This window comes from Seonamhaeicola sp. (genome assembly GCF_028281565.1).
GTDB lineage: Bacteria > Bacteroidota > Bacteroidia > Flavobacteriales > Flavobacteriaceae > Seonamhaeicola.
On sequence record NZ_JANQJQ010000009.1, the window covers coordinates 31,446 to 53,732 of the forward strand.

21 protein-coding genes are annotated in these 22,287 nt (G+C 30.2%); 2 read left to right on the forward strand and 19 right to left on the reverse strand.

Annotated features, from left to right (window positions below; genetic code table 11):
* Positions 1-39: 39 nt before the first annotated feature.
* A complete protein-coding gene (locus Q0983_RS03470; protein ID WP_299548781.1) occupies positions 40-267 on the forward strand; it encodes a uracil phosphoribosyltransferase in 228 nt (75 codons plus the stop codon).
* On the opposite strand, the gene purD is transcribed toward Q0983_RS03470, so the two are convergent.
* Positions 262-1,533, reverse strand: coding sequence for a phosphoribosylamine--glycine ligase (gene purD / locus Q0983_RS03475; protein ID WP_299548784.1), 1,272 nt, complete (start codon positions 1,531-1,533; stop codon positions 262-264). The two genes, Q0983_RS03470 and purD, sit on opposite strands and share 6 nt — an antisense overlap.
* Before the next feature lie 275 nt (positions 1,534-1,808).
* On the opposite strand from purD, the gene Q0983_RS03480 reads away from it, so the two are divergent.
* Positions 1,809-3,131 carry a phenylacetate--CoA ligase family protein gene (locus tag Q0983_RS03480; protein ID WP_299548786.1) on the forward strand — a complete coding sequence of 441 codons (1,323 nt, stop codon included), beginning with the start codon at positions 1,809-1,811 and terminating at the stop codon, positions 3,129-3,131.
* Here Q0983_RS03480 and Q0983_RS03485 read toward each other — a convergent pair.
* From Q0983_RS03485 to Q0983_RS03570, 18 genes are all read right to left on the reverse strand, one after another.
* A complete protein-coding gene (locus Q0983_RS03485) occupies positions 3,112-3,891 on the reverse strand; it encodes a glycosyltransferase family 2 protein (protein WP_299548789.1) in 780 nt (259 codons plus the stop codon). The two genes, Q0983_RS03480 and Q0983_RS03485, sit on opposite strands and share 20 nt — an antisense overlap.
* 9 nt (positions 3,892-3,900) lie before the next feature.
* Positions 3,901-5,310: an exopolysaccharide biosynthesis polyprenyl glycosylphosphotransferase gene (locus tag Q0983_RS03490; protein WP_299548792.1), complete on the reverse strand. Its 1,410-nt coding sequence runs from the start codon at positions 5,308-5,310 to the stop codon at positions 3,901-3,903.
* Positions 5,311-5,316: 6 nt separating this feature from the next.
* Positions 5,317-6,303: a UDP-glucuronic acid decarboxylase family protein gene (locus Q0983_RS03495; RefSeq protein WP_299548795.1), complete on the reverse strand. Its 987-nt coding sequence runs from the start codon at positions 6,301-6,303 to the stop codon at positions 5,317-5,319.
* A 10-nt stretch (positions 6,304-6,313) separates the two neighbouring features.
* Complete coding sequence (locus Q0983_RS03500; protein ID WP_299548798.1) at positions 6,314-7,714, reverse strand: nucleotide sugar dehydrogenase; 1,401 nt, start codon at positions 7,712-7,714, stop codon at positions 6,314-6,316.
* 13 nt (positions 7,715-7,727) lie between these two features.
* On the reverse strand, positions 7,728-8,780 hold the full coding sequence (locus tag Q0983_RS03505; RefSeq protein WP_299548803.1) for an MraY family glycosyltransferase: 1,053 nt from the start codon (positions 8,778-8,780) through the stop codon (positions 7,728-7,730).
* 263 nt (positions 8,781-9,043) lie between these two features.
* A complete protein-coding gene (locus tag Q0983_RS03510) occupies positions 9,044-10,234 on the reverse strand; it encodes a glycosyltransferase (RefSeq protein ID WP_299548805.1) in 1,191 nt (396 codons plus the stop codon).
* A gap of 88 nt (positions 10,235-10,322) precedes the next feature.
* A complete protein-coding gene (locus tag Q0983_RS03515; RefSeq protein ID WP_299548807.1) occupies positions 10,323-11,501 on the reverse strand; it encodes an O-antigen ligase family protein in 1,179 nt (392 codons plus the stop codon).
* A gap of 140 nt (positions 11,502-11,641) precedes the next feature.
* Positions 11,642-12,769 (reverse strand): glycosyltransferase, encoded by a 1,128-nt coding sequence (locus Q0983_RS03520; RefSeq protein ID WP_299548810.1) that lies wholly within the window; start codon positions 12,767-12,769, stop codon positions 11,642-11,644.
* A 13-nt stretch (positions 12,770-12,782) separates the two neighbouring features.
* Complete coding sequence (locus Q0983_RS03525; protein WP_299548813.1) at positions 12,783-13,982, reverse strand: O-antigen ligase family protein; 1,200 nt, start codon at positions 13,980-13,982, stop codon at positions 12,783-12,785.
* A 33-nt stretch (positions 13,983-14,015) separates the two neighbouring features.
* Entirely contained in the window at positions 14,016-15,215 is a 1,200-nt protein-coding gene (locus Q0983_RS03530; RefSeq protein WP_299548816.1) for a glycosyltransferase, read from the reverse strand.
* A complete protein-coding gene (locus Q0983_RS03535) occupies positions 15,205-16,356 on the reverse strand; it encodes an N-acetyl sugar amidotransferase (RefSeq protein WP_299548819.1) in 1,152 nt (383 codons plus the stop codon). Before Q0983_RS03535 ends, Q0983_RS03530 begins: the two co-directional genes overlap by 11 nt.
* A complete protein-coding gene (locus Q0983_RS03540; RefSeq protein WP_299548822.1) occupies positions 16,353-17,123 on the reverse strand; it encodes an AglZ/HisF2 family acetamidino modification protein in 771 nt (256 codons plus the stop codon). The genes Q0983_RS03535 and Q0983_RS03540 overlap by 4 nt, the downstream gene beginning before the upstream one ends.
* Positions 17,123-17,743 carry an imidazole glycerol phosphate synthase subunit HisH gene (hisH, locus tag Q0983_RS03545; protein ID WP_299548825.1) on the reverse strand — a complete coding sequence of 207 codons (621 nt, stop codon included), beginning with the start codon at positions 17,741-17,743 and terminating at the stop codon, positions 17,123-17,125. The genes Q0983_RS03540 and hisH overlap by 1 nt, the downstream gene beginning before the upstream one ends.
* A 2-nt stretch (positions 17,744-17,745) precedes the next feature.
* Entirely contained in the window at positions 17,746-18,354 is a 609-nt protein-coding gene (locus tag Q0983_RS03550; RefSeq protein ID WP_299548828.1) for an acyltransferase, read from the reverse strand.
* The gene (locus Q0983_RS03555; protein WP_299548832.1) at positions 18,351-19,649 is read right to left on the reverse strand and encodes an oligosaccharide flippase family protein; all 1,299 of its coding nucleotides are present in this window, start codon (positions 19,647-19,649) and stop codon (positions 18,351-18,353) included. Before Q0983_RS03555 ends, Q0983_RS03550 begins: the two co-directional genes overlap by 4 nt.
* A 3-nt stretch (positions 19,650-19,652) precedes the next feature.
* Positions 19,653-20,711, reverse strand: coding sequence for a UDP-N-acetylglucosamine 2-epimerase (non-hydrolyzing) (gene wecB, locus Q0983_RS03560; RefSeq protein WP_299548835.1), 1,059 nt, complete (start codon positions 20,709-20,711; stop codon positions 19,653-19,655).
* Positions 20,712-20,729: 18 nt separating this feature from the next.
* Entirely contained in the window at positions 20,730-21,674 is a 945-nt protein-coding gene (locus Q0983_RS03565) for a Gfo/Idh/MocA family oxidoreductase (RefSeq protein WP_299548837.1), read from the reverse strand.
* 20 nt (positions 21,675-21,694) lie between these two features.
* The gene (locus Q0983_RS03570) at positions 21,695-22,276 is read right to left on the reverse strand and encodes an acyltransferase (RefSeq protein ID WP_299548840.1); all 582 of its coding nucleotides are present in this window, start codon (positions 22,274-22,276) and stop codon (positions 21,695-21,697) included.
* Between the last annotated feature and the right edge of the window lie 11 nt (positions 22,277-22,287).

Consider the following 22,287-nt stretch of genomic DNA (forward strand, 5'->3'; position numbering starts at 1 on the left):
CTAACTATCAACCTGGTTAGAAAACAATAACTAATACACATGAAAGATTTCTTTTACGCCATACAGGATTTATTTGTTGATGTTCTTTTTACTCCATTTGATGCCTTAAGGGCTTTAGAACTTGATAACTGGTGGCTAGCCAATATAATATCCTGGATTTTCCTTATAATAGGGTTTGTTGCCATGGTATACTGGATGAAGCAACTTAAAATCTTTAATGACAATAACGAAGAGGATAAAAGCGTTTCTTCTCATTCTTTTTTATAAGTCGAAACCGATATCTTTACGATAATACATCTTATCAAAATGTAGTTTTTCTATACTTTGGTAAGATTTTTTTATGGCTTCCTGGTACGTATCACCATAAGATGTAATGGAAATTACACGCCCTCCTGAAGTGACTACTTTACCATTTTTTAATTGAGCTCCGGCATGAAACGGAACAGAATCTTTAATGGATTCAATACCTGTAATTTCTTTTCCTTTTTCGTATGCCTCGGGGTAGCCTCCTGATACAACCATTATAGTTGTAGCCGCGCGTTCATCAATTTCAAGATTAACAGTATCTAATGTGCCATTTGCCATAGCCTGAAGCACTTCAACCAAATCGTTTTTAAGTCTGGGAAAAACTACTTCGGTTTCTGGATCACCCATTCTAACATTGTATTCAATAACCTTGGGGTTATCTCCAACTTTAATAAGCCCTATAAAAACAAAACCTACATATGGCAGATTATCCTTTTTAAAACCCTCAATAGTAGGCTTTACAATACGCTCTTCAATTTTATTCAAAAAGGAATCGGTCGCAAAAGGCACCGGAGACACAGCTCCCATACCACCGGTATTTAAACCGGTATCTCCTTCCCCAATACGTTTATAATCCTTAGCTGTTGGAAGAATTTTATAGTTTTCACCATCGGTTAGAACAAAACAACTTAACTCAATACCATCTAAAAATTCTTCAATAACCACCTTAGTACTGGCCTCACCAAACTTAGAATCAACCAACATGCTCTTAAGTTCCGCTTTGGCTTCTTCCAAATCATTTAAAATAACAACGCCTTTTCCCGCTGCTAATCCGTCGGCTTTTAAAACATAGGGGGGGTTTAAAGTTTCTAAAAAGGTATATCCTTGGTCAACGGTATCTTTAGTAAAACTTTCATAAGCTGCTGTTGGAATATTATGTCTATACATAAATTCCTTAGCAAACTCTTTACTGCCTTCCAGCTCTGCCGCTTCTTTCTGTGGGCCAATAACCGGTATATTTTTTAACTGATCATCATTCAAAAAATAATCATGAACCCCTTTTACCAAGGGGTCTTCTGGTCCCACAACAACCAAATCGATTTGTTTGTCCAAAACAAGTGTTTTAATAGCATCAAAATCGGTTACTCCAATATTTACATTAGTTGCAATTTCAGCCGTTCCGGAATTCCCCGGAGCAACATATAATTCATTACATAACGGACTTTGAGCTATTTTCCAGGCAAAGGTATGTTCTCTTCCCCCTGACCCCAAAACTAAGATATTCATTGTATTACTTTTTAAGTTTCCCGTTTTTATGTGGGAATGACAAATTATTGTCTTTTAATGCAAGCATTAAAAAAGCTTTTTCGAGTGCAAAAATAGAATTAATGGCACTAATTCACGAATATTTTTTAGTTACTTTACAAATATTTTTTCTGTAAAAAACTAAATTTTATGCCTAAAAATATAAAATTTAGTTTCACTTCAATAACCACTTAGTTAATACATGAATTTTTTCAATTTGTTTTTATAAATTTCCAAATGAAAAAACTCATATATTTTTGTCATTACCAGTGAACTTATTTAATTTTTCATTAAAACTCAAAGGCTTTCCTATTGAAAAAGCAAAGCAACAGTTAATTGATATTCAAAATATTGATGAAAAAAGTTACCGGACTTACATTGAAAAAAAGAGAAAAGACATTGTTTCTCATCATTTAAAACACAATAAATTCTACAAAGAGTTTGCTAAAGGTGCTAATCCTGACGATTGGAACTCAATCCCCATATTAGCTAAGAGTGATTTTCAAAGGCCGTTGGATGAAAGATTATCAGAAGGGTTTAACATTAAAAACAGTCATATCCATAAAACTTCCGGGTCTTCAGGAACACCATTAATTTTTGCAAAAGATAAATTTAGTCATGCTCTTACCTGGGCTAATTTTATCGATCGGTATAGTTGGTTCAGCATTGATGTCACCACATCAAAGCAAGCCAGGTTTTATGGTATCCCTTTGAACAAATATGGATATTATAAAGAACGATTAAAAGATTTTTTAGGAAATCGGTTTCGGTTTTCAGTTTTTGATATGAGTGACAATGAACTTGAAAAAAACCTGAAAAAGTTTAAAAACACAAAATTTCTTTATATAAACGGGTATACCAGTGCCATTGTTCAGTTTGCTAAATTTCTAGAACAAAAAGATATCATCTTAAAAGAAGTATGTCCAACATTGAACGTATGTATTGTAACAGCCGAAGTCCTCTTTAAAAATGATGAAGTGCTTTTAAGGAAACAGTTTGGAATTCCGGTGGTTAATGAATATGGTTCGGCTGAATTGGGATTGATTGCATTCAATAATCAAAAGGGTGAATGGGTTGTAAACACACAAGATTTGTTTGTTGAAATCTTAGACAAAAACAACCAGCCTCTTCCTTTAGGAGAAGAAGGGCGCATTGTTATAACGTCCCTTTATAATAAAGCACATCCTTTTATCCGATATGAAATAGGGGATATTGGTTCTCTCTCAAAAGGGAGTACCATTAAAAAACCCATCCTTGAAAATCTAACAGGAAGAACAAATGACTTTGCCATACTGCCTAGTGGGAAAAAGGCTGCGGGATTAACTTTTTATTATGTTACTAAAACAGTAATTGAAGATAAGGGCAATGTAAAAGAATTCATTATTGAGCAGCTAAAATTAGACACATTTAAAATTAGTTATACAAGCTCTTTGGAACTTAATGAGGTTAAAATGGAAGCTATTAATAAAGCCATTGAAAAATACCTGGAACCCGGTTTAAATGTATTATTTGAAAGAAAAAATGAGTTAGAAAGAACAAAAGCTGGTAAGTTAAAACAATTCACTTCTCTTTTGAAGTAACCGTCTGTTTTGGTTTTATAAAGAAATACTCAAAAAGAAAAACTGTAAAACAATAAATAGATTTAATTAACGAAAAACCCAAACCTTTTCTGTAAACCAGAAAATTATATTTTACAAGGTTAAGTTTATTTGATGAAATAGAATGCTTCCTAACCCTGTATATAGCTAATGATTCCTCCATCCCCAATGCAGGTTTATTACTTCGCTTAACGGCCTCTAACCACATTAACCAATCTTGTCTTTTACGCAAATCAGGTGCATATATTTTTCCTAAGCTTTTAGCATGATAAATACCTGTTAGATTACCTATATAGTTACATTTTAAAAACTTCTTATAAGACAGCTTCGTTAGCGCAGTTACTGTTTCATTTAATAATGTTCCCTCTTCACTCATTAAATCGTAGCTACAAAAACATACATCGGCATTATTACTTTTTATGAATTCAATTTGCTTTTCTAATTTGTCCGATTTCCATAGATCATCTGCGTCAAGAAAAGCAATATAATCTCCTTGAGCTGCTTCAATCCCATTATTTCTGGAAATAGCTGCGCCTTCATTTTTATCATTTTGAAGAAGCTTAATATTAGAATGATTTACTATAAACTCCTCGACTATTGCCACTGTACTATCAAATGAAGCATCATCCACAACAATTAATTCCCAGTTTTTATATGATTGGCTAATAATACTTTCAATGGTTTGCTTAATGAACTTTTCCGAGTTATATGTTGGAGTAATGATTGAAACAATATGATTCATATGGGACATTTAATAAGCTTTTTCATCTCCTTTAAAAATATTAATAACTGTCTGTATTATAATTTTTAAATCTAAAAGTATGGACCAATTTTCAATATAAAAAATATCATACTTCACCCTGTTAATAATATCATTATCTGTCTCTATCTCTCCTCTGTATCCTTTTATTTGAGCCAACCCCGTTATACCAGGTTTTACATGATGCCTAAAAATAAAATTATATTTGTTAATTTTTTTTGAATACTCTTCAGTATAAGATAGCATGTGTGGTCTGGGACCTACAACACTCATGTCTCCTTTTAAAACATTTATAAATTGCGGTAGCTCATCAATACTTGTTTTGCGTAAAAATTTCCCAATTTTAGTAACCCTTGAGTCATTCTGCCTTACATAAGACCCCTTTACTTCTTTAGTAATAAATAAAGACCGATACTTGTAGCAATTAAATTCTTTATAATTAATACCGTTTCTTTTATGCCTGTATATTAACGGCCCTTTTGATTCTATTTTAATCAAAATAAACAATATAATAGAAAGCCATGAGAGTATAAATACTATAATAAAAAGTGAAAACAACACATCAAAGCTTCTTTTTAAGAGCTTATTGACTTCATTATTTAAAGCCGCTTCCTGAATGGACAAAATTGGAAGATAATCATAAAAATCTGCTTGCAATCGCTTTGTGAAAAATTTAAAATTATTAGGAATGAATTTAATATTACATTGATTCATGTTAGCATATTTAACATACTCGTTTACCTGCTTTTCGCTTAGTTCATCTATGGCACAATAAATCTCATCAATATTCGGGTTGTTTCTTAAAAAGTCAAAGCTGTCATCTATTGCCGTGTCAAGGTCAACACTATCATTATTCTTAAATATGCCCTGTATCCTATATCCAAGTTCTTTTTTCTGAGCAAAAAACTTTAAAAGCTCGTTTATACTTTCGCCTCCTCCTACTATAACTATATTTCTTAAATTTCCCTTTAAATAAGACCGGAAGGCCTTTAAACTATAAAAGCTAATTATTTTCAAAAACCCTATAGCCAAAAATGAATAAAGTAAATAATTAAAGATAACAAATGCGGATAAACTAATACTTCTAAAAGCCCCAACAAAAGCATAAACAATTATTGTGAAAACTAAAAATTGTTTAATCAAAAGAGCGCATATATTTAAAATAGAAGTGTACCTATATACTTTATAAAAATTCAATAAAAATGCAGAAACTAACCAAAAAAATATTGAATATAAAGCATACAATAAATACTTATTATTCAAAAAGTCGAGTGAAAAAAAGTGCAAACTTTCATCATTAAAATTCAACATATAATATGCCAAAACATTAATAATAAAAATATCATATACTATTAATACCGGTCTGAGCAACCAAGAATATCTACCACGAGAATACCCCATGAACGACTATTTGTTTATATAAGAAGAAAAATCTTTATGTTCACTTTTATAAAGTTCTTCCCGGGTTAAGCCTTTAAAGTAATTAAATGTTTTTCTCATACCTTCTGCCCTGTCTACTTTTGGCTCCCAATTCAACAGTTTTTTTGCCAAAGTTATATCAGGCTGCCTTTGCATAGGATCATCAATTGGTAAATCTTCATATACAACTTTTTGAGAAGTTTCTGTTAGTTTGATAATTTCATCAGCAAAATCTCTAATTGATATTTCATGTGGGTTACCAATATTTACAGGGTATTGATAATCACTTAGAAGCAGCCTGTAAATACCCTCAATTTGATCATCAACATAACAAAATGAGCGTGTTTGAGAACCATCTCCAAAAACGGTTAAATCTTCGCCTCTTAATGCTTGCCCCATAAAAGCCGGAATTACCCTTCCGTCATTCAACCGCATTCTTGGGCCATAAGTGTTAAATATTCTAACGATTCTAGTCTCAAGTCCATGAAACCTGTGATATGCCATGGTAATTGACTCCTGAAAACGTTTTGCCTCATCATATACCCCTCTTGGTCCTATAGTATTTACGTTACCATAATAATCCTCACTTTGAGGGTGCACTAATGGATCACCATATACTTCAGACGTTGAAGCAATCAATATTCTGGCTTTCTTTGCCTTTGCTAAACCTAATAAATTGTGGGTACCTAGGGATCCCACTTTTAATGTTTGTATTGGAATCTTCAAATAGTCTATTGGACTGGCAGGAGAAGCAAAATGGAGTATATAATCTAAATCTCCTTCTATTTTAACAAACTCTGTTACATCATGTTCTATAAACTGAAAATTTGAATTATCAAACAGATGATTAATGTTTTTTCTATCACCTGTAATGAAATTATCCATTCCAATAACATAACACCCCACATTAATAAATCTGTCACACAAGTGTGATCCTAAAAACCCAGCTGCTCCGGTTATTAAAACTCGTTTCATTAAAAATGGTTTATTCTCCTACTCCTATTTTATAATATATAAAACCTACTTTTTCTAAATTCTTTTTATCAAGAATTCCCCTGCCATCAAAAAGAAAAGCCGGTTTATTCATTGAATCATAAATTTTTTCCCAATCGTAGTTTTTGAATTCATCCCATTCTGTTAAAATGGCTATGGCATGTGCTCCGTGACAGGCCTTGTAAGGGTCATTTTTGACTTCAAGCTGTTCCTTGTTTTCCTCATTGGAACGTGTATTCAAATACTCTAAGTCTGAATAAACTCTTTCCTTGGCAACTTTAGGATCAAATACGGCGATATTAGCTTGTTCATTTAAAAGATTATCAGCCACCTTAATTGCTGCTGATTCTCTTGTATCATTGGTATCTTTCTTAAATGCCCATCCTAAAAAAGTTATTTTTTTCCCTGATACGGTATTATAAAGCGTATTTACAATCTTATCAGAGAATCTATTCTTCTGATGCTCATTCATTAAAATTACCTGTTCCCAATAATCAGCTACTTCATTTAATCCATAGCTTTTAGCAATATAAACAAGATTTAAAATATCTTTTTGAAAGCAAGACCCCCCAAAACCAACAGATGCTTTTAAAAATTTCGAGCCGATCCTGCTATCCATTCCTATGGCCTTGGCAACTTCATTAACATCTGCTCCAGTTTTTTCACATAATTCCGATATGGCATTTATAGAAGATACGCGTTGTGCCAAAAAAGCATTCGCCGTTAGTTTAGATAATTCAGAAGACCAAACATTTGTGGTTAATACTTTATCTCTGGGAACCCAATTAGCGTATATGTCCACTAACGCCTGCATTGCTCTTTTTCCTTCTTCAGATGAACGATCTCCCCCTATTAAGACACGATCAGGGTTTAATAAGTCTTGAACTGCTGTTCCCTCAGCTAAAAACTCCGGATTAGATAATATTTGAAACTCTACGCCATTGCCTGTGTGATCAAGAATACTCTTTATTGCTGAAGCTGTTCTTACCGGAAGTGTAGACTTTTCAACAACAATTTTATTTTGCTTAGCCACTTTAGCTATTTGACGGGCACATAACTCAATATATTTTAAATCGGCTGCCATGCCTTTTCCCTTTCCATATGTTTTAGTGGGAGTATTTACTGAAATAAAGATCATTTCAGCTTCATTAATAGCAGTATCAATATCAGTTGAAAAAAAAAGATTCTTCCCTCTGGTTTCTTCCACTATAGCTGCTAATCCTGGTTCAAAAACCGGTAGATTATCTAAATTATTATCATTCCAAGCATTTATCCGTTCTTGATTAACATCAACAACTGTTACTTTTATTTGCGGGCATTGTTTAGCTATAACCGTCATGGTTGGTCCTCCTACATAGCCAGCTCCGATACAACAAATGCTTTCTATTTTCATGTGTTTTTTTAATCTATTTCTTTTTCTTATGAACAAAACGTCTCCCCTTTTCTTTAACATTATTCATTTTCCTCTTAAAACGAATTCTTCTTTTAATGTTTGAGAAACTATAATCAAATCGATAAAATATATATCCTAATACAATAACTGTCATGACTAAAACAGTAGCAAGCCAAAAATTATATGATGCGCTTCCTAGTATTATAAAAAAGTAAACAAAAACTAGATTAAACCCTCCAATAATAAAACTGGCTTTCTTATGCGAAAACTTAAAGTAGTCAATTAAAATATGATGAGTATGGTTTCTATCAGGTGAAAATGGGCTTTTCTTATTAGCAAGTCTTATCGTAAAAACTCTGGCCGTATCAAATAATGGTACAATTAATATACTAATGGCAATAAGAGGAATATTCTCTATTAAAAAAGGTAAACTATCATATTTTTCAGGAGATAAAGCTAAAAATTTCAAGGTAAGTATGCTTATTATAAACCCCACAATTAAGGATCCGGTATCTCCCATAAATATCTTTTCTTTAGATTCACTGGAAGCTAAATTAAACTTAAGAAATGCGATTAAGCATCCATTTAAAGTCAAACTCAGTAAAAGGAAAAAATATTCCTGGGTCATATAGAATATTGCAGAATAAATAATTAAAATAACTATTCCTACTATTGCGGCTAATCCATCTATTCCATCAATTAAATTATACGCGTTTATAATTGTTAGCATAATAAATCCAGATACAATATAATAAGCATATATTGGAATATCATCAACTCCTAAAAAACCATTAAGAGATTCAATAGTAAAGCTATCATTACTAATAATAAAAAGTATAGCTATAAGCTGAGCTATGAGTTTTGTATAAGGGGAAAGAACTACTAAATCATCTTTTAAACCTATAATAAAGAGTATGGTTAATCCTGGTATAAAGTAAATAGCTTCATCATACTCACCCCACCCACGTAAAAAGAATAACGCAAAGACTAGTGTATAAAAAAAAGAAACGCCTCCTAACGTTGGGGTTTTTTTTAAATGCGAACTTCTATTATTTGGATTATCCATTAAATTTTTATACTCTACTAAACCAATAATTTTTGGTATAGTAAAGTATGTTAGGACATAAGCCCCTAAAAAAAATATAAGTGAATAAAATATCACAGTTTTTTATTATGATTTTAACAATAAATAGACGAAGTTTATTCAAATTATTAAATCGATATTTCAATCCCAAAATAATTTATTATAAGAACCAAACTTGATTATGTAAAAATATAGTTTTAATAATTAAGTCAAAAAATTATCTTTATTAAGATATAAAATAATAGTTACGTGTTACTTAAAATAGATAATAAATCTTTCTCCACTTTTCTAATGGAAAAATGTTTATTAATATAATTATAAGCATTTAAACCTATTTTATTTCTCTTGCTCTTATTCTCTAATAAATCTAACAAACTGGAAGTAAAATCATAAGTCGATTTAGATATTTCAATTGGCTTACTTTCCATATCTAAGTCAACAAGTCCTTCTGCTCCAATTTTAGTCGTGATCACACATTTTTTTTGGGCCATAGCCATTAAAATTTTATTCTGTATGCCCGCTCCAGATACCATGGGAGCAACCATTAGCTTAGATCTCAAAATAACATCATTTAAATCTTCTACATATCCAATTACTTCAACATTCTGATGCTTTGCTAATACTTTCACTTTTTTTATTGGATTGGCACCGACTATATAAAACCTTAAATCAGGAAACTTTTCTAAAATTTTTGGAAATATCTTTAAACAAAAATATTTAACTGCATTTACATTGGGCTCATAATCCATCTTCCCAACAAAAATAATATAATCTTCTTCTGCTGACGAATTTGAAAAGTTTGTTTCAACGAAATTTTGTACAATATGTATTTTGGCATTCGAATTAGACTTGTTTAAAATATAATTTTTATCGATTTCAGAGATAATTATCCTTTCATCAAATAATTCCAACAAACTTGATTCATATTTTAAAACTCTTTTCTTATCTATTTTGTACAAGAGTTTCCACAATCCAAAGTTACTTTTCTTTGCTGCTTTTTCATAATTCATTGAAATAGCATCAACAAAATCTATTATCTTGAATATGGACTTATTTTTAACGTATTCGGCGGTTCTAATTGTATGGCAAAAGACAGAATCATAATTACTGATGTTTTTATCTATCCATTTTTGTACCGATTTGAAATAATAATAATTAACCTGAAGAGGGTTTTTATTCATTAAAAACCCAAAAAGAGTTGATAAATAAAATCTATACTTTTTAAACTCGAACACAAAAATATTAGTTGCTAATTTTAAAATACTATTATTATGTGCTTTATCTGTTTTTATATCATTTACAAATAATACATCCACATCATAATGTTTAGATAAAATTTTTAAATTCTGGTACATTCTAATTTTATCTCCCCCAATCAAAGGAAATGGTGGTCTGTGAAATATCATTAATAACTTAGACTTTATTTTATCTGACATGCTTGAATGTTTTTACATTATGTTTTAAAATTGACCAATATAATATGACTTATTAAAATAATCGCAGGTTATTTCAACTTCATACTATCTATGATTTTGACCTTAAGCCAAAGTTACAGGTATAAAAAATTAACAATAAAAAAGGTATAAAAAAAAGAACTCCATTTTGAAGATTAAAAAGATGTTCAACCAAACCAAAAAATAAAATCATAACTATGAGTGTTACCCCTAAAATTGATTGTACTTTTAAAAAAAACCTAATAAAAATATAGAATAATACGCATAATATTATTATACCTAATACTCCATTGGACAAGAACTCCTGCAAAAAAATATTATGTGTGTTTTTCAATCCCAAATCACTGTTGCAGTTTGCGATATAATTTTTCACATTATCATTACCTATGCCTAAGAACAAATTTGAATTTATTCCTTCAATAGAACATTTAAATAAATCTTTTCTCTCATTAATACTAACGCTCAAAGTTCTGAATAAATCAGTTTTTATGTATAGTGTCAATATTAGTAAAAAAGAAAGAACCAAAGTCGCAATCAATAAGGTCCGTTTTAAGAATGTCCATTTTAAATCAATCAAAAAATATGTAAAAAACAGTATCACAAAAAAGATTATAGTTAATTTACTAGCAATTATGAGAACTGAAGCAAATAGTATAAAATTTAAAAGTAATTTTACATATAGGTTTATTTTTGTTTTAAATAAAATAATAGCACTTGTAAAACAAAGGTAAATTCCTATATAGGTGTGATGAATAGAATAAGGTAAATAATGGTAAGTAACATACTTGAGGAAATAATCAAAAGCTAAAGTCTCAACTGAATTTGTGTAAAAATAAATTATAAAAAACACAGTGAATACAATATAGCCAAATGTGCCAAAAACAAACACCATTAAAATCTTATCTTTGTATTTATTCAGTAACCCTGCATTTAGCATAAATATTGTAGGAGCAATTAAAAAGGATAACCTTAAATCTCTTAAATAGAATTCGTTTCCCCTTATAATAGACAGTATAGGGTCTAAAGAATAAAGTATAAGAAATAAAACTACTATTTTATTGGAGAGTATTTTTTTAAAATCTACAGATTTCACAGAAATATTTAAAAGTAAGGTTGTTAAAAAAATAATAAAACAAATACTTTTAATATTTAAAGGAGTGGGGAGTGGTAATACAAAAGGGAAGACTAATATTCCAATATGAATTAATACTTCTTTTGTTTTTAAGTATTTATGACTGTAAGTCTCCATTTCTATTTTTGATATTAAGTTTTGAATTGAATAGTTACCAACGACATTGACCTTATGAAAAAACACTTAAAACATAATCACATGCAAAAGAACAAGTAACTAATAATTACAATTAATTTGAATATCACTTTTTTAAGGTTCTAATATTGTAATACTTGCTTGTAGAAGTTTTTTACTTTTAAAAGTTCAGATGATTCCCAACTATACTTCTCAATAGCTCTTCTATAACCATTTTCTCCCATAAGTATTCTTTCCATGTGGTTATTTTTCATTCGTAAAATACTATTAGTTATTCCTTTTATGGAGGAGGGCTCAACCACTATTCCACATTCAGCATCATCTATAATACTTTTATATAATGGGAAATTAGATGTAATTATTGGAAGTTTTAATAACATATATTCAAATAGCTTAGTAGGGTATGAGTCAATAAAATTTGGAGAATCTTGGAGTACCGCCATGCCTATGTGACATTTAGCCATATAATTCCAGCCTTCTTTAGGTTTCAATCTGCCTTTAAAAATGCCCCATCCTTCTTCAATTGCTTTTTTATATATAGAAAAACTCTCCAAAGTATCGTCAATAGGGCCAACAAAAAGGATATCAATATCTTCACCTTTTTTTCTTAATTCTGCAACCGCTTCTAGCATAACTAAGGCACCTCTTTCTACTGCAACACTTCCCATATAACCTAAAGTAAAACATGAGTTTTTACGCTGAGTAATATCTCTAAACTCTGTTTTTAAAGGGTAATTTAATATAGTTTCTCTATGCTTTACTTTAGCGAAATATTTAGAGTATGAAAATTCGGCAAAAATAACTGGAATAAATCGAAAAGAAATATTTTGAAAAAAATTAACGCATTTGCTTAAAATTATTCTAAGAACTTTAGGCATATAGGTTTTTGTAAGAATTTGTAAAGGCAAATTCTCATGCATATCGAAAATAAGTTTTCTTCCAATTAACCTTAAAATAATTATTGAAGGCAATAGCTCAGGGTCATGAAAGTGCATTAAATCTCTTTTGCATTTCAAAGCATATGTTAAAACTTTAAAATTACCAATAATGACTCTTCCTATTCTTCCAAATTTTAATTTTCCTATATCCAGTACTTTTAAATCATTTATTTGCTCAGTTCCATTACCGTCAGTAACAACTAGAAGAACCTCTAAATCTTTCTCTTTCGATAATGTTTTACAGTATTTATAATGAATTCTAACATCATACCTATAATGAACCGTTGTTATATGAACTACTTTTATTGCCATTTGCCTAATGTAATTATCTATAGGTCTCGTAGGATTCTTTATTAAAAAACAAGATTGCAAATAAAATAAATAAATTCCTATCTGTAGAAAAACTTAAAGTTTTCATCGCATTGAAAAAAGCAAAGAGAGCCAGTGCTAAAAAAATTTGTTTTCTCTTTAAATGAAAAAAAGGTAAGACAAAAAAAGCCACTAATAAACACATTGCAAAAAAACCTAATTCATACCATGCTTCTAAAAAAATATTGTGAGGGTGAGATAAACCGAAGTGATTGGAATAATTTAATCCAAAACTGCCAAGACCAAACCCCACCGATAAACCTTGAAAAGATAAACCCTCCTGAAAAACATAACTATATTGATCAATTCTACCTAAAAGAGATTCATCTTCTGAAGCATTAATTAAAGATGTGAAACGAATTAACCCATAATCAAACAATACTTTTATTTTTTCATGATAGAAAAATAGCACACCAATGATTGGAATAAAAGAAAAAACAACAATCTGTAATATGGTTTTCTTAATCCTAAGGTTTTTAAAAAAAAAATAAATCTGTTTGAAGTAAACAATAAAACAGCTTAAAATCAAAAAAACAAATGCTCCTCTTGAACCCAGGCCTAGAATAATAGAAGTAGCAAACAAAAAGACAAAAAAAGGGATTTTTGAATATTTTAATGATAAAATAGATAAGATGCCCATCAGATAGCCAAAACTAAGATAAGAATTTCTTAAAGGGTTAAAACGTACAGCATCCGTTCGGAAATCAAAATGCGGTGAATTATTCCATAAAAAATATTTAAGTATAATAAACCAAACAGCTAAGGGTATAGCCATATAAACTAATATTTTATATAAAACCCTTAAATCTAAAATCTTAATTACTCTCACATAGAAAAACCCAATTAAAGGAATTAACATTAAACAAATCTTTTTTATCCCTAAAAAAAATGAAGGAGTAAATGCTAAACTAATAACTGCAATCAAGTAAAAAAGGAGAATAGTAAAAATGTAAAATACAGAATTTTTATTTAAGCTTAACGACGCTTTTTTGGTAAACAATACATAAAAAAAATCTATAAGAACTAAACCTAAAATTAACACTGTAATATCTATTGGAAACTCATAGTATGTTAAAAACACTTTTAAACTTCCGGAAATTATCAATAAGCTCAGTAAGACATTTTGATATTTTGAATGAGATAATACTAAATTCATTTATTGCACAAGTTAAAACATTAGTTTGAACTCTTATATTCCTAATAAAAAAACTTCTTTTTCAGCTCTTTCTTTCCAAGTCAAAAGTTGCTTGTGAGAAAATTTAATGGCTTTATCTGACTTCAAAGACAATTCTTCTGTGTTTTCAAATATATGTTCTATAATATTGGCGGTCTCTTTATAATCAGATGGTATCACGTTATAATATAATTCTTTATCTATTAATGCTAGTGAATTATTAATATTTTCCGACAGCATTACCGTTCCTAAGCTTAATGATTCCAAAAACACATTCCCGAGATTAGAATAATCATAAAAAGAGACACTTATATCAGAAGCTTTTATAACGCTTATTGTTTCTTCTTTAGTAAGACCAGGAATTATTTTAACAAACTCTGAAAGCCTATAATTGGATAGTTTATTTTCCAAATCCTGATAATATTTTTTGTTTATTACTGGACCAGCTATTAGGGTTTTAAACTTGTTACCTCTCTTATCTAATATCTTTAATATTTCTAAAAGTAAATGTTGTCTTTTCCAAATATCAATTCTTGCAATATAACATATTTGGGGTTTAAAATTAATTTTATATTTGCTAGCTACCTGAGCATATGGAAGTAAATTATAATCCGTTTTATCAATTCCGTTGAGCCAAAAATAAAAAGGGGTACTTTTATGCCCAATTTTATCAAAAACCAAATCTCCTTTAGTTCCATCATTTGTACAAATAATTGCTTTGGCCGGCAATGAAAATGTTAGATATTCTAAAGGATGTCTGAAAAATATGCTTATTTTCGACCTATTCAGTTCATCACATAAAAATGTTCCATAAACTCTCCTTATGTTAGGAGTTTTAGTAAATAAAGAAATAATTCCTGCAACTCCACCGACTGAACCATGTCCATATAAAACCGAACTTTTATTTTTCTTTATTATTTTAATTACTTTAACAAAAAGGGAAAGTATTGTCTTGACGGCAAACAGTTTGTTTGAAAAACTGAATCCGTAAACTTTTATCTTCTCTTCATATTTCTCGCTTATTTTGAAATTAGTTTCAATTCTGTTCCCTAAGAATATTACAAATATCTTTTCTATATTTCCGTTATTTACCAGACTAAAGAAAGTATTAGTAAATGCCGGCATACCTTTAAATTTATCTTCTCCTTCTAAAAAAAAACTTTTGATTCCAGTCCAAAAAGGAGTAATTAAAATAACATTTTTCTTACTTCCCATAAAAACCCTTCCCTTTTAGTTTAAAATGAATTTTTAATGCCTTTTCTTGTAATTTTGAATAAATTGGGTGATTAAAATAGCCTTTATAATCTTTATAAGATTTAACCGGAGCATTCATTATTTTTTCAAATTCTGAATCAGAGAAGTTCATTTTCTTTTTAAAATATTCTAAATCGTCCATTTTCATCTCCTCATTGGGGTAAGCATCTTTTTTCAATGCTGATAAAGCCTCTTCTCGTGTCATTTCACCCATACATATTACATTTGAATAATGGGCTTTCCGCTTATCAATACTAAATTTCAACGGCTGGATATATGCTTGGGTAAATCTTGTATATATAGATTCATAATGCTTACCACCGTAATATACCCAACCCAATTTATCCTGAATTATTTTCATTGCCTTTTCTTTAGAAAAATCAATGTAATCCAGTATATTTATCACTGTATGTTTTTTTACAAACCTAGTGTAATAAACATCTTTTCTAGTCATTCTTGGAAATGTTTTCAAGGCTACTTTTCCAAATTGTTTATGAACATTTTTGATTAACAACCAATCCATTTGACCGATAAACTCTGACCAATCCGGATCCATTATATATTCCATTCTAAAATTAGATCCGTTTATTATGTACCTAACTCCGTATTTAAGAGCTACTTTATTAAGAATAGCAAAAATAGCATGGTCAGAAGGAATCTCCATTCCTGGTATAGAGGCTTTTAGAAAAGACAATTGTAAATCTTTAAATTCATTCCAATTTATTACATGGGTATATAAATCTATATCTAACTTTTTTAAAGTTTTTTCAATATTCGCCACAGCTAATTCAGAATCCCAACCGTTATCCAGGTGAATAGCCAAAGGATTTAACCCAAGTTGTTTTACATAATAGGCTACATAAGTACTATCTACGCCACCACTCACGCCAATTACACAATCATATTTTTTATTCTTTCCTTCTTCTTTAATTTTAGCAATAATTGGTTTTAATAGCTCTTCATTCTTTAAAACTTTATGTTGCTCTTTAAAATAATTGGTACAGTAATTACAAATACCTGTTGCATCAAACGAAATGTTCTTAGCTGTAGTGTCCATAACGCAGCGTTTACAAACTATCGTTTCATTTTTATTATTATTCATTCTTTTTCAAAGTTTTTTATAGTTGTTTGAATTTCTTCCCAATTAGGGTAATTAATTAAAACAGCTCTATTGGTATTTTGGTAAACAAACATGCTTCCTGCTGCAACTGCTGAAGCCTTACCTTCTACTATAGCCTTAGCTAAATCTTCATTAGTCCTAGCTCCTCCACAGGCAATAACAGGAACATTAACTACTTCTGAAACTTGTTTAATAATCTCCAGATTAAAACCTTTAAAAGTTCCATCATGCTCTATAACATTTAAAAATATTTCTCCTGCTCCCAAATTTTCCATTTTTTTAGCAAACTCAATAACATCCAACTTTGTGTTCTTTCTTCCATTTTCAGAGAACACCCTTGGTTTCCCCATTAGATTCCTCCCAACATCAATAGATACAACTGTGCTGGAGCTACCAAACCTATGCGCAGTCTCACTAATTAATTCAGGGGTTAGAATTGCGCTGGTGTTAAACACAACTTTTTCAACTCCCTGATATAATATATCTTTTACTTGTTCTATTGTCGTGATACCACCTCCATACGACAATGGCATAAAAGCTTCACTGGCTATTTCATTAATCATATCAATATTAGGAGAACGCTTCTCTCTGGAAGCACTAATGTCTAAAATAATTATTTCATCTACCTCTTTTTCATTAAATATTTTAACTGTATTTATTGGATCACCAACGTAATTATGTTTCTTAAATTTAACAGATTTGACAAGACCTCCATCTCGTATTAACAATACTGGAATTACTCTCTTCATTAATAGTTCTTTAAGTAATTGCTATAGAGCTGCATTCCAAACTTATGGCTTTTTTCCGGATGAAATTGAACACCTAAAACATTTTCTTTTTCAACCCCAGAAACAAATGGATACCCATAACTGGTTTCTAACAAATTGGCCTCTTTTTCCTTACACTCAAAATGATAACTATGTACAAAATAAAACCTAGATTTTTCATCAAGCCCCTCCAAAAGCTTACTATATTTTAGAGGCTTGACATAATTCCATCCCATGTGTGGAATTTTTAAATTGTAATTTTTATCTGAATGCTTAAATTTTTTAATAGATCCTTTAATCCAACCCAGTCCATCAACAGGGGAACCTTCTTCACTTGCTTCAAAAAGTAATTGTGCTCCCAAGCAAACACCTAAAACTGGGGTTTTTTCCTCTAATATCTTCTTCTCTAAAACTGAAAAATATGACATGCTCCTTAACTTATTTATTCCATATTCAAATGAGCCTACTCCTGGCAAAACAAACTTTGTGCCCTTACTAATTTGATCAATATTTGAGGTAATTTCTGCTTTAAAACCAACCTTTTTAATCATATTCTTGATTGAATTTAAATTTCCTACGCCATAATCAATTATTATAATCATAATTACACATTTAAATTTCTTTTCCGAAATAATTCAAAATCTTTATTTCTTATATAACCATTATACTCAAACTTATTTTTAAATGGAATACATTTTTCTTTTTCTAAATTCTTAATAATCTTAGCTGGATTACCTCCAATCACACAATGTCCTTTGGGAAACGACTTGGTTACTATGGATCCCGCTGCTACAATAGTAAAGTCTCCTATTGTAATGTCAGGAAGAATCATTGCATTCATACCTATCCAACAATATTTCCCAATTTTTACCTCTCCAACAACTTTTTTCCTAGAATCGTGAAGGTCATGGTTAGAACTTATTATACCTACATTTGGAGCAATCTGGGTATAATCTCCAACATAAACTATACCTCCCCCTTGTATATAACACCCAGGGGAATACCCTGGAGAAGTATCGATTCCAACATAAATATTTTTATAATTAGAAACAATACTTGTAAAATGAACAGGCCAATAGGCTTTTCTGTTAAATCCTAAAATTTTTTGAAAAAACCACATTCTAAATCGAATAGGCGTCTGTGTGTGTCTTGTTTCATAAAAAAATCTTAAACTGGGTATAGATTTAATAATAAACCAGATAAACTTTTTCATTTTTTTAAATAATTATTAATTTCTTTACCACATGCTAACCTATATGAAAAAATAAAATAAAAGCTATAGACAATAACATAGTTAATACTATAAATCCAAAGAGTATTTGCTTCGTTTAAATCAAAAAACCTTGGTAAATTAAGTATTAAAATAACAGAACAGAAAATATATAAATGTAATATAAAGTCTATTTTCTGTTTTTCTGCAATATAAAACATATAAGTAAGAGGGCTTGAAACAAATTTGAAGTAATAATACATCGAAAATATTCTGGAATATTCACCGGCAATTTCCCACTCCGACCCAAATATAAATGCAAACAATTGTGGAGCAAATAAAAAAATAAGTGTAAATGGAATTACCGAAATTATTCCTAAACTTTTCGCTGTTTTTACAAATAAATATTTACAGTTTCCTTGTTCCATGTACTGCGCTGCGGCTTTTTGCCTGAACACTTCTAAAACAGAAGTAGATAAAAGGCCCACAGGTGCATCTAAAACTCTTTTCATTAGAGAATAAAAACCTGTAACACCAGCACCAAAATATGTGGTTAAGAAAAAAGCAGGCATTTGACTAGATGTCATATTCATAAAATCCGAGGGAATATTGAACCTGGGAAAGTCTTTATATCTAACTGCAATTTCTTTTATTTCCTTTACCCCTATAGTATTAAAAACCAGGTTATTTTTATTGGAACAATATACAAATAGCATTGATAAAGTATATCCTGAAAACTCACCTAAAATAAGACCTCTTGCATCCTTTAAAAAAAAAATACATGCTAAACTTACAGAAATACTTGATATTGTTTTTACAATTTTAGCTGTAGACAATGCCTTAAACTTTTTTTGATAGTTTAATACCATAGAAAAAACCACATACAATGAATAAACTATTAAAAGAATTGGCAAAGTATAAAGCCAGTTATACAAAGATAATTCAAACGATAAATAATTAACTATCAGATTACTACAAGTTAGTAATGCTATAAATAAAACAAAACTTACGCCAAGACTTATAAAAAAACATAAAAAAACTATTTTACTAATATCCTTTTCAGTTTTGGTTAGCAAAATCGCTCGTTCATACTTGCCTGTTGAAATTGTACCTACAATAGTTAGAATACTCATATAAACTAAAAGAACTCCAAAGTGTTCAGGGGAATAATTTCTGGTTAAAATTGGAGTCATTATAAGTCCAATTCCTTGAGAAATCGCAGTGCCTGTCATCACTAATAATACATTCCTGACAAATTCAGATTTTAATAACTTTATTTTTTCAAGAATTCTATTCAAAGTTTATTCTTTAAGGAAATTTTTAATTGAAGCCACTATTTTATTAGCACTATTTCCATTACCATATAAGGTTTCATCCCAGTTCAATGGCTCTTTGTTTAGTTCTTCCTGTATTTCTGAAAGATTATAAAAAACTAACTTATTTGCATTAAAATTTAAAGTTTCAACCCATTCTGTTTCTTTACGAATAGTTACACACTTTTTTTTCAACCAATATGCTTCTTTTTGCATCCCCCCACTGTCTGTTATTAATCCTTTAGAATAAAACAAATAGTTTAAATTATCAAAATAGGATTGAGGCTCTATAAACTTTATATTAAGAAAAGATGCTAAATCAATAGCATATTTTTTAGATAAATTCTTTGTTCGGGGGTGTAATGTCATGATAATTTTTTTATCTAACCCGTTAAGACTATCCAATATATTATTCAATCTATGCTTCTCATCAGTATTGTAAGGTCTATGAATGGTAACATAATAATAATCTTCTTCGTTTGTCTTTTTATTATTTAAAATTCCGTCATTGATTACTATATCCACCAAATCTTTCATTATGTCTCCCACATTCTGAATACCTTTACTTATGCCTTCCTGAGACAAGTTCTTAGACGCAACCTCACTAGGAATGAATAAAAGATCTGAAACGTGGTCTGTTAAAACTCTATTTATTTCCTCAGGCATTTCTTTATTGTAGCTTCTTAGACCAGACTCTATATGAAACAACGGAATATGTAATTTAGAGGCTACCAATGCTCCTGCTAAAGTAGAATTAGTATCTCCAAAAACAACTATTCCTTTAGGCTTTTCTTTTTCAACAATTTTTTCTATCTCAATCATCATTCCTCCTGTCTGAGCACCATGATTACCACTTCCTATATTTAGCATATAATCTGGCTTCGCCATTTTTAACTGTTGAAAAAATATGCTACTCATATTTTTATCGTAATGCTGACCTGTATGTATTGTTTTTAAATCTAATATTCCAGAAGCAGCTTTTTCGAATGGAAAATGCTTTATGAATTGAGGGCGTGCGCCAATTATAACTATAATTTTAGGTTTCATACAAAACTTACTTCTAAACTATTTTTTCTCCGCAAATGGATGATAAGTCCCTTTTAAACCAACAGGATTAATATTTCTTATATCATGAACAATTTTAATAGCTGTTCTGGCGGCATCTAATCCATATCCTTTACCTTCTAAAATATCTCTATATACCATTGTATGTAAATCGGTAAACCCTCCACTAAACTCTAACTCTTCACCATCAATAGTGATAGACCTAAACGTTGTCTGGCCCTTTTTCTTTATATTGTCAGGTAAATATTTTGCATTAATTGACAAAAACCAACGAACACGAGCATTTTTAAATTCTAAATATCCTGCAGCTCTGTCTTTTTCATGAACATGAACAATATTCTCTTGAATATCACCAAAAATCCATGACAACATATCGTAAAAATGTACTCCAATATTCGTAGCAATTCCTCCTGATTTACTTATGTCTCCTTTCCATGATGTCTCATACCAATTACCCCTGGATGTTAAATAAGTCAAATCCACTTCAAATTTGGTGCCTTTATTAGAGTTTTTAACTTTTTCTTTTAATGCAATTATAGAGGGGTGTACTCTAAGTTGAAGGATATTATATACTTTTTTTCCTGTTTTTTCTTCAACCTTTTGTAATTTATCTATATTCCACGGGTTCAGTACAAGTGGTTTTTCACAGATCGCGTCAGCACCACTTCTTAGAGCAAATCTAATATGCGCATCATGCAAATAATTAGGGGAACAAATACTTACATAATCAAGATATAGGTCTTGTTCATATTTTAATTTCTCAATATGTCTGTCAAATCTTTCAAATTCTACAAAAAAATCTGCTTTAGGAAAGTGCGAATCAATAATTCCTACGCTATCATTTTTATCATAAGCTGCTACCAAATTATTGTCAGTGTCTTTTATAGCTTTCATGTGTCTGGGAGCGATATAACCTGCAGCACCTATTAGGGCAAAGTTTTTCATGATGATTCTTTAATCTTTAGTTATTTAATTCTTTCTACCTTATTTTCTTTTAAGATATATTCTTGACAGCTTTCCGGGCAAACAGCAATATTATCTTTGTTAAAATTTAAACGATGTCCATATTCACTTACCCATCCTATTTGTTTTGCGGGATTACCAACTAAAAGAGCATACGGTTTAACTTCCTTGGTAACTACCGCTCCCGCCCCTATTAATGCATATTCGCCAATATTATTTCCGCAAACGATTGTAGCATTTGCCCCAATTGAAGCTCCTTTTTTTACAATAGTTTTCTCATACAACCCCCGTCTGTTAACTGCACTTCTTGGGTTAATGACATTGGTAAATACCATAGAAGGGCCTAGAAAAACATCATCTTCACAGATCACCCCAGTATATAAAGAGACGTTATTTTGAACTTTTACATTCTTTCCCATTTTCACATTAGGTGAGACCACTACGTTTTGACCAATGTTACAAGCTTCCCCTATAGAACAATTAGACATAATGTGAGAAAAATGCCAAATTTTTGTGTTTTTACCAATCTCACAATTTTCATCAATAACAGCTGTTTCGTGTGCAAAATACCCCTTGTCTTTCATTTCAAGTATTT

Excerpts from the sequence above, each read along its gene's own strand:
- Q0983_RS03470 (WP_299548781.1), top strand. The coding sequence starts at position 40 with ATGAAAGATTTCTTTTACGCCATACAGGATTTATTTGTTGATGTTCTT.
- purD (WP_299548784.1), bottom strand. The coding sequence starts at position 1,533 with ATGAATATCTTAGTTTTGGGGTCAGGGGGAAGAGAACATACCTTTGCC.
- Q0983_RS03485 (WP_299548789.1), bottom strand. The coding sequence starts at position 3,891 with ATGAATCATATTGTTTCAATCATTACTCCAACATATAACTCGGAAAAG.
- Q0983_RS03490 (WP_299548792.1), bottom strand. The coding sequence starts at position 5,310 with ATGGGGTATTCTCGTGGTAGATATTCTTGGTTGCTCAGACCGGTATTA.
- Q0983_RS03495 (WP_299548795.1), bottom strand. The coding sequence starts at position 6,303 with ATGAAACGAGTTTTAATAACCGGAGCAGCTGGGTTTTTAGGATCACAC.
- Q0983_RS03500 (WP_299548798.1), bottom strand. The coding sequence starts at position 7,714 with ATGAAAATAGAAAGCATTTGTTGTATCGGAGCTGGCTATGTAGGAGGA.
- Q0983_RS03505 (WP_299548803.1), bottom strand. The coding sequence starts at position 8,780 with ATGGATAATCCAAATAATAGAAGTTCGCATTTAAAAAAAACCCCAACG.
- Q0983_RS03510 (WP_299548805.1), bottom strand. The coding sequence starts at position 10,234 with ATGTCAGATAAAATAAAGTCTAAGTTATTAATGATATTTCACAGACCA.
- Q0983_RS03515 (WP_299548807.1), bottom strand. The coding sequence starts at position 11,501 with ATGGAGACTTACAGTCATAAATACTTAAAAACAAAAGAAGTATTAATT.
- Q0983_RS03520 (WP_299548810.1), bottom strand. The coding sequence starts at position 12,769 with ATGGCAATAAAAGTAGTTCATATAACAACGGTTCATTATAGGTATGAT.
- Q0983_RS03525 (WP_299548813.1), bottom strand. The coding sequence starts at position 13,982 with ATGAATTTAGTATTATCTCATTCAAAATATCAAAATGTCTTACTGAGC.
- Q0983_RS03530 (WP_299548816.1), bottom strand. The coding sequence starts at position 15,215 with ATGGGAAGTAAGAAAAATGTTATTTTAATTACTCCTTTTTGGACTGGA.
- Q0983_RS03535 (WP_299548819.1), bottom strand. The coding sequence starts at position 16,356 with ATGAATAATAATAAAAATGAAACGATAGTTTGTAAACGCTGCGTTATG.
- Q0983_RS03540 (WP_299548822.1), bottom strand. The coding sequence starts at position 17,123 with ATGAAGAGAGTAATTCCAGTATTGTTAATACGAGATGGAGGTCTTGTC.
- hisH (WP_299548825.1), bottom strand. The coding sequence starts at position 17,743 with ATGATTATAATAATTGATTATGGCGTAGGAAATTTAAATTCAATCAAG.
- Q0983_RS03550 (WP_299548828.1), bottom strand. The coding sequence starts at position 18,354 with ATGAAAAAGTTTATCTGGTTTATTATTAAATCTATACCCAGTTTAAGA.
- wecB (WP_299548835.1), bottom strand. The coding sequence starts at position 20,711 with ATGAAACCTAAAATTATAGTTATAATTGGCGCACGCCCTCAATTCATA.
- Q0983_RS03565 (WP_299548837.1), bottom strand. The coding sequence starts at position 21,674 with ATGAAAAACTTTGCCCTAATAGGTGCTGCAGGTTATATCGCTCCCAGA.
- Q0983_RS03570 (WP_299548840.1), bottom strand. The coding sequence starts at position 22,276 with ATGAAAGACAAGGGGTATTTTGCACACGAAACAGCTGTTATTGATGAA.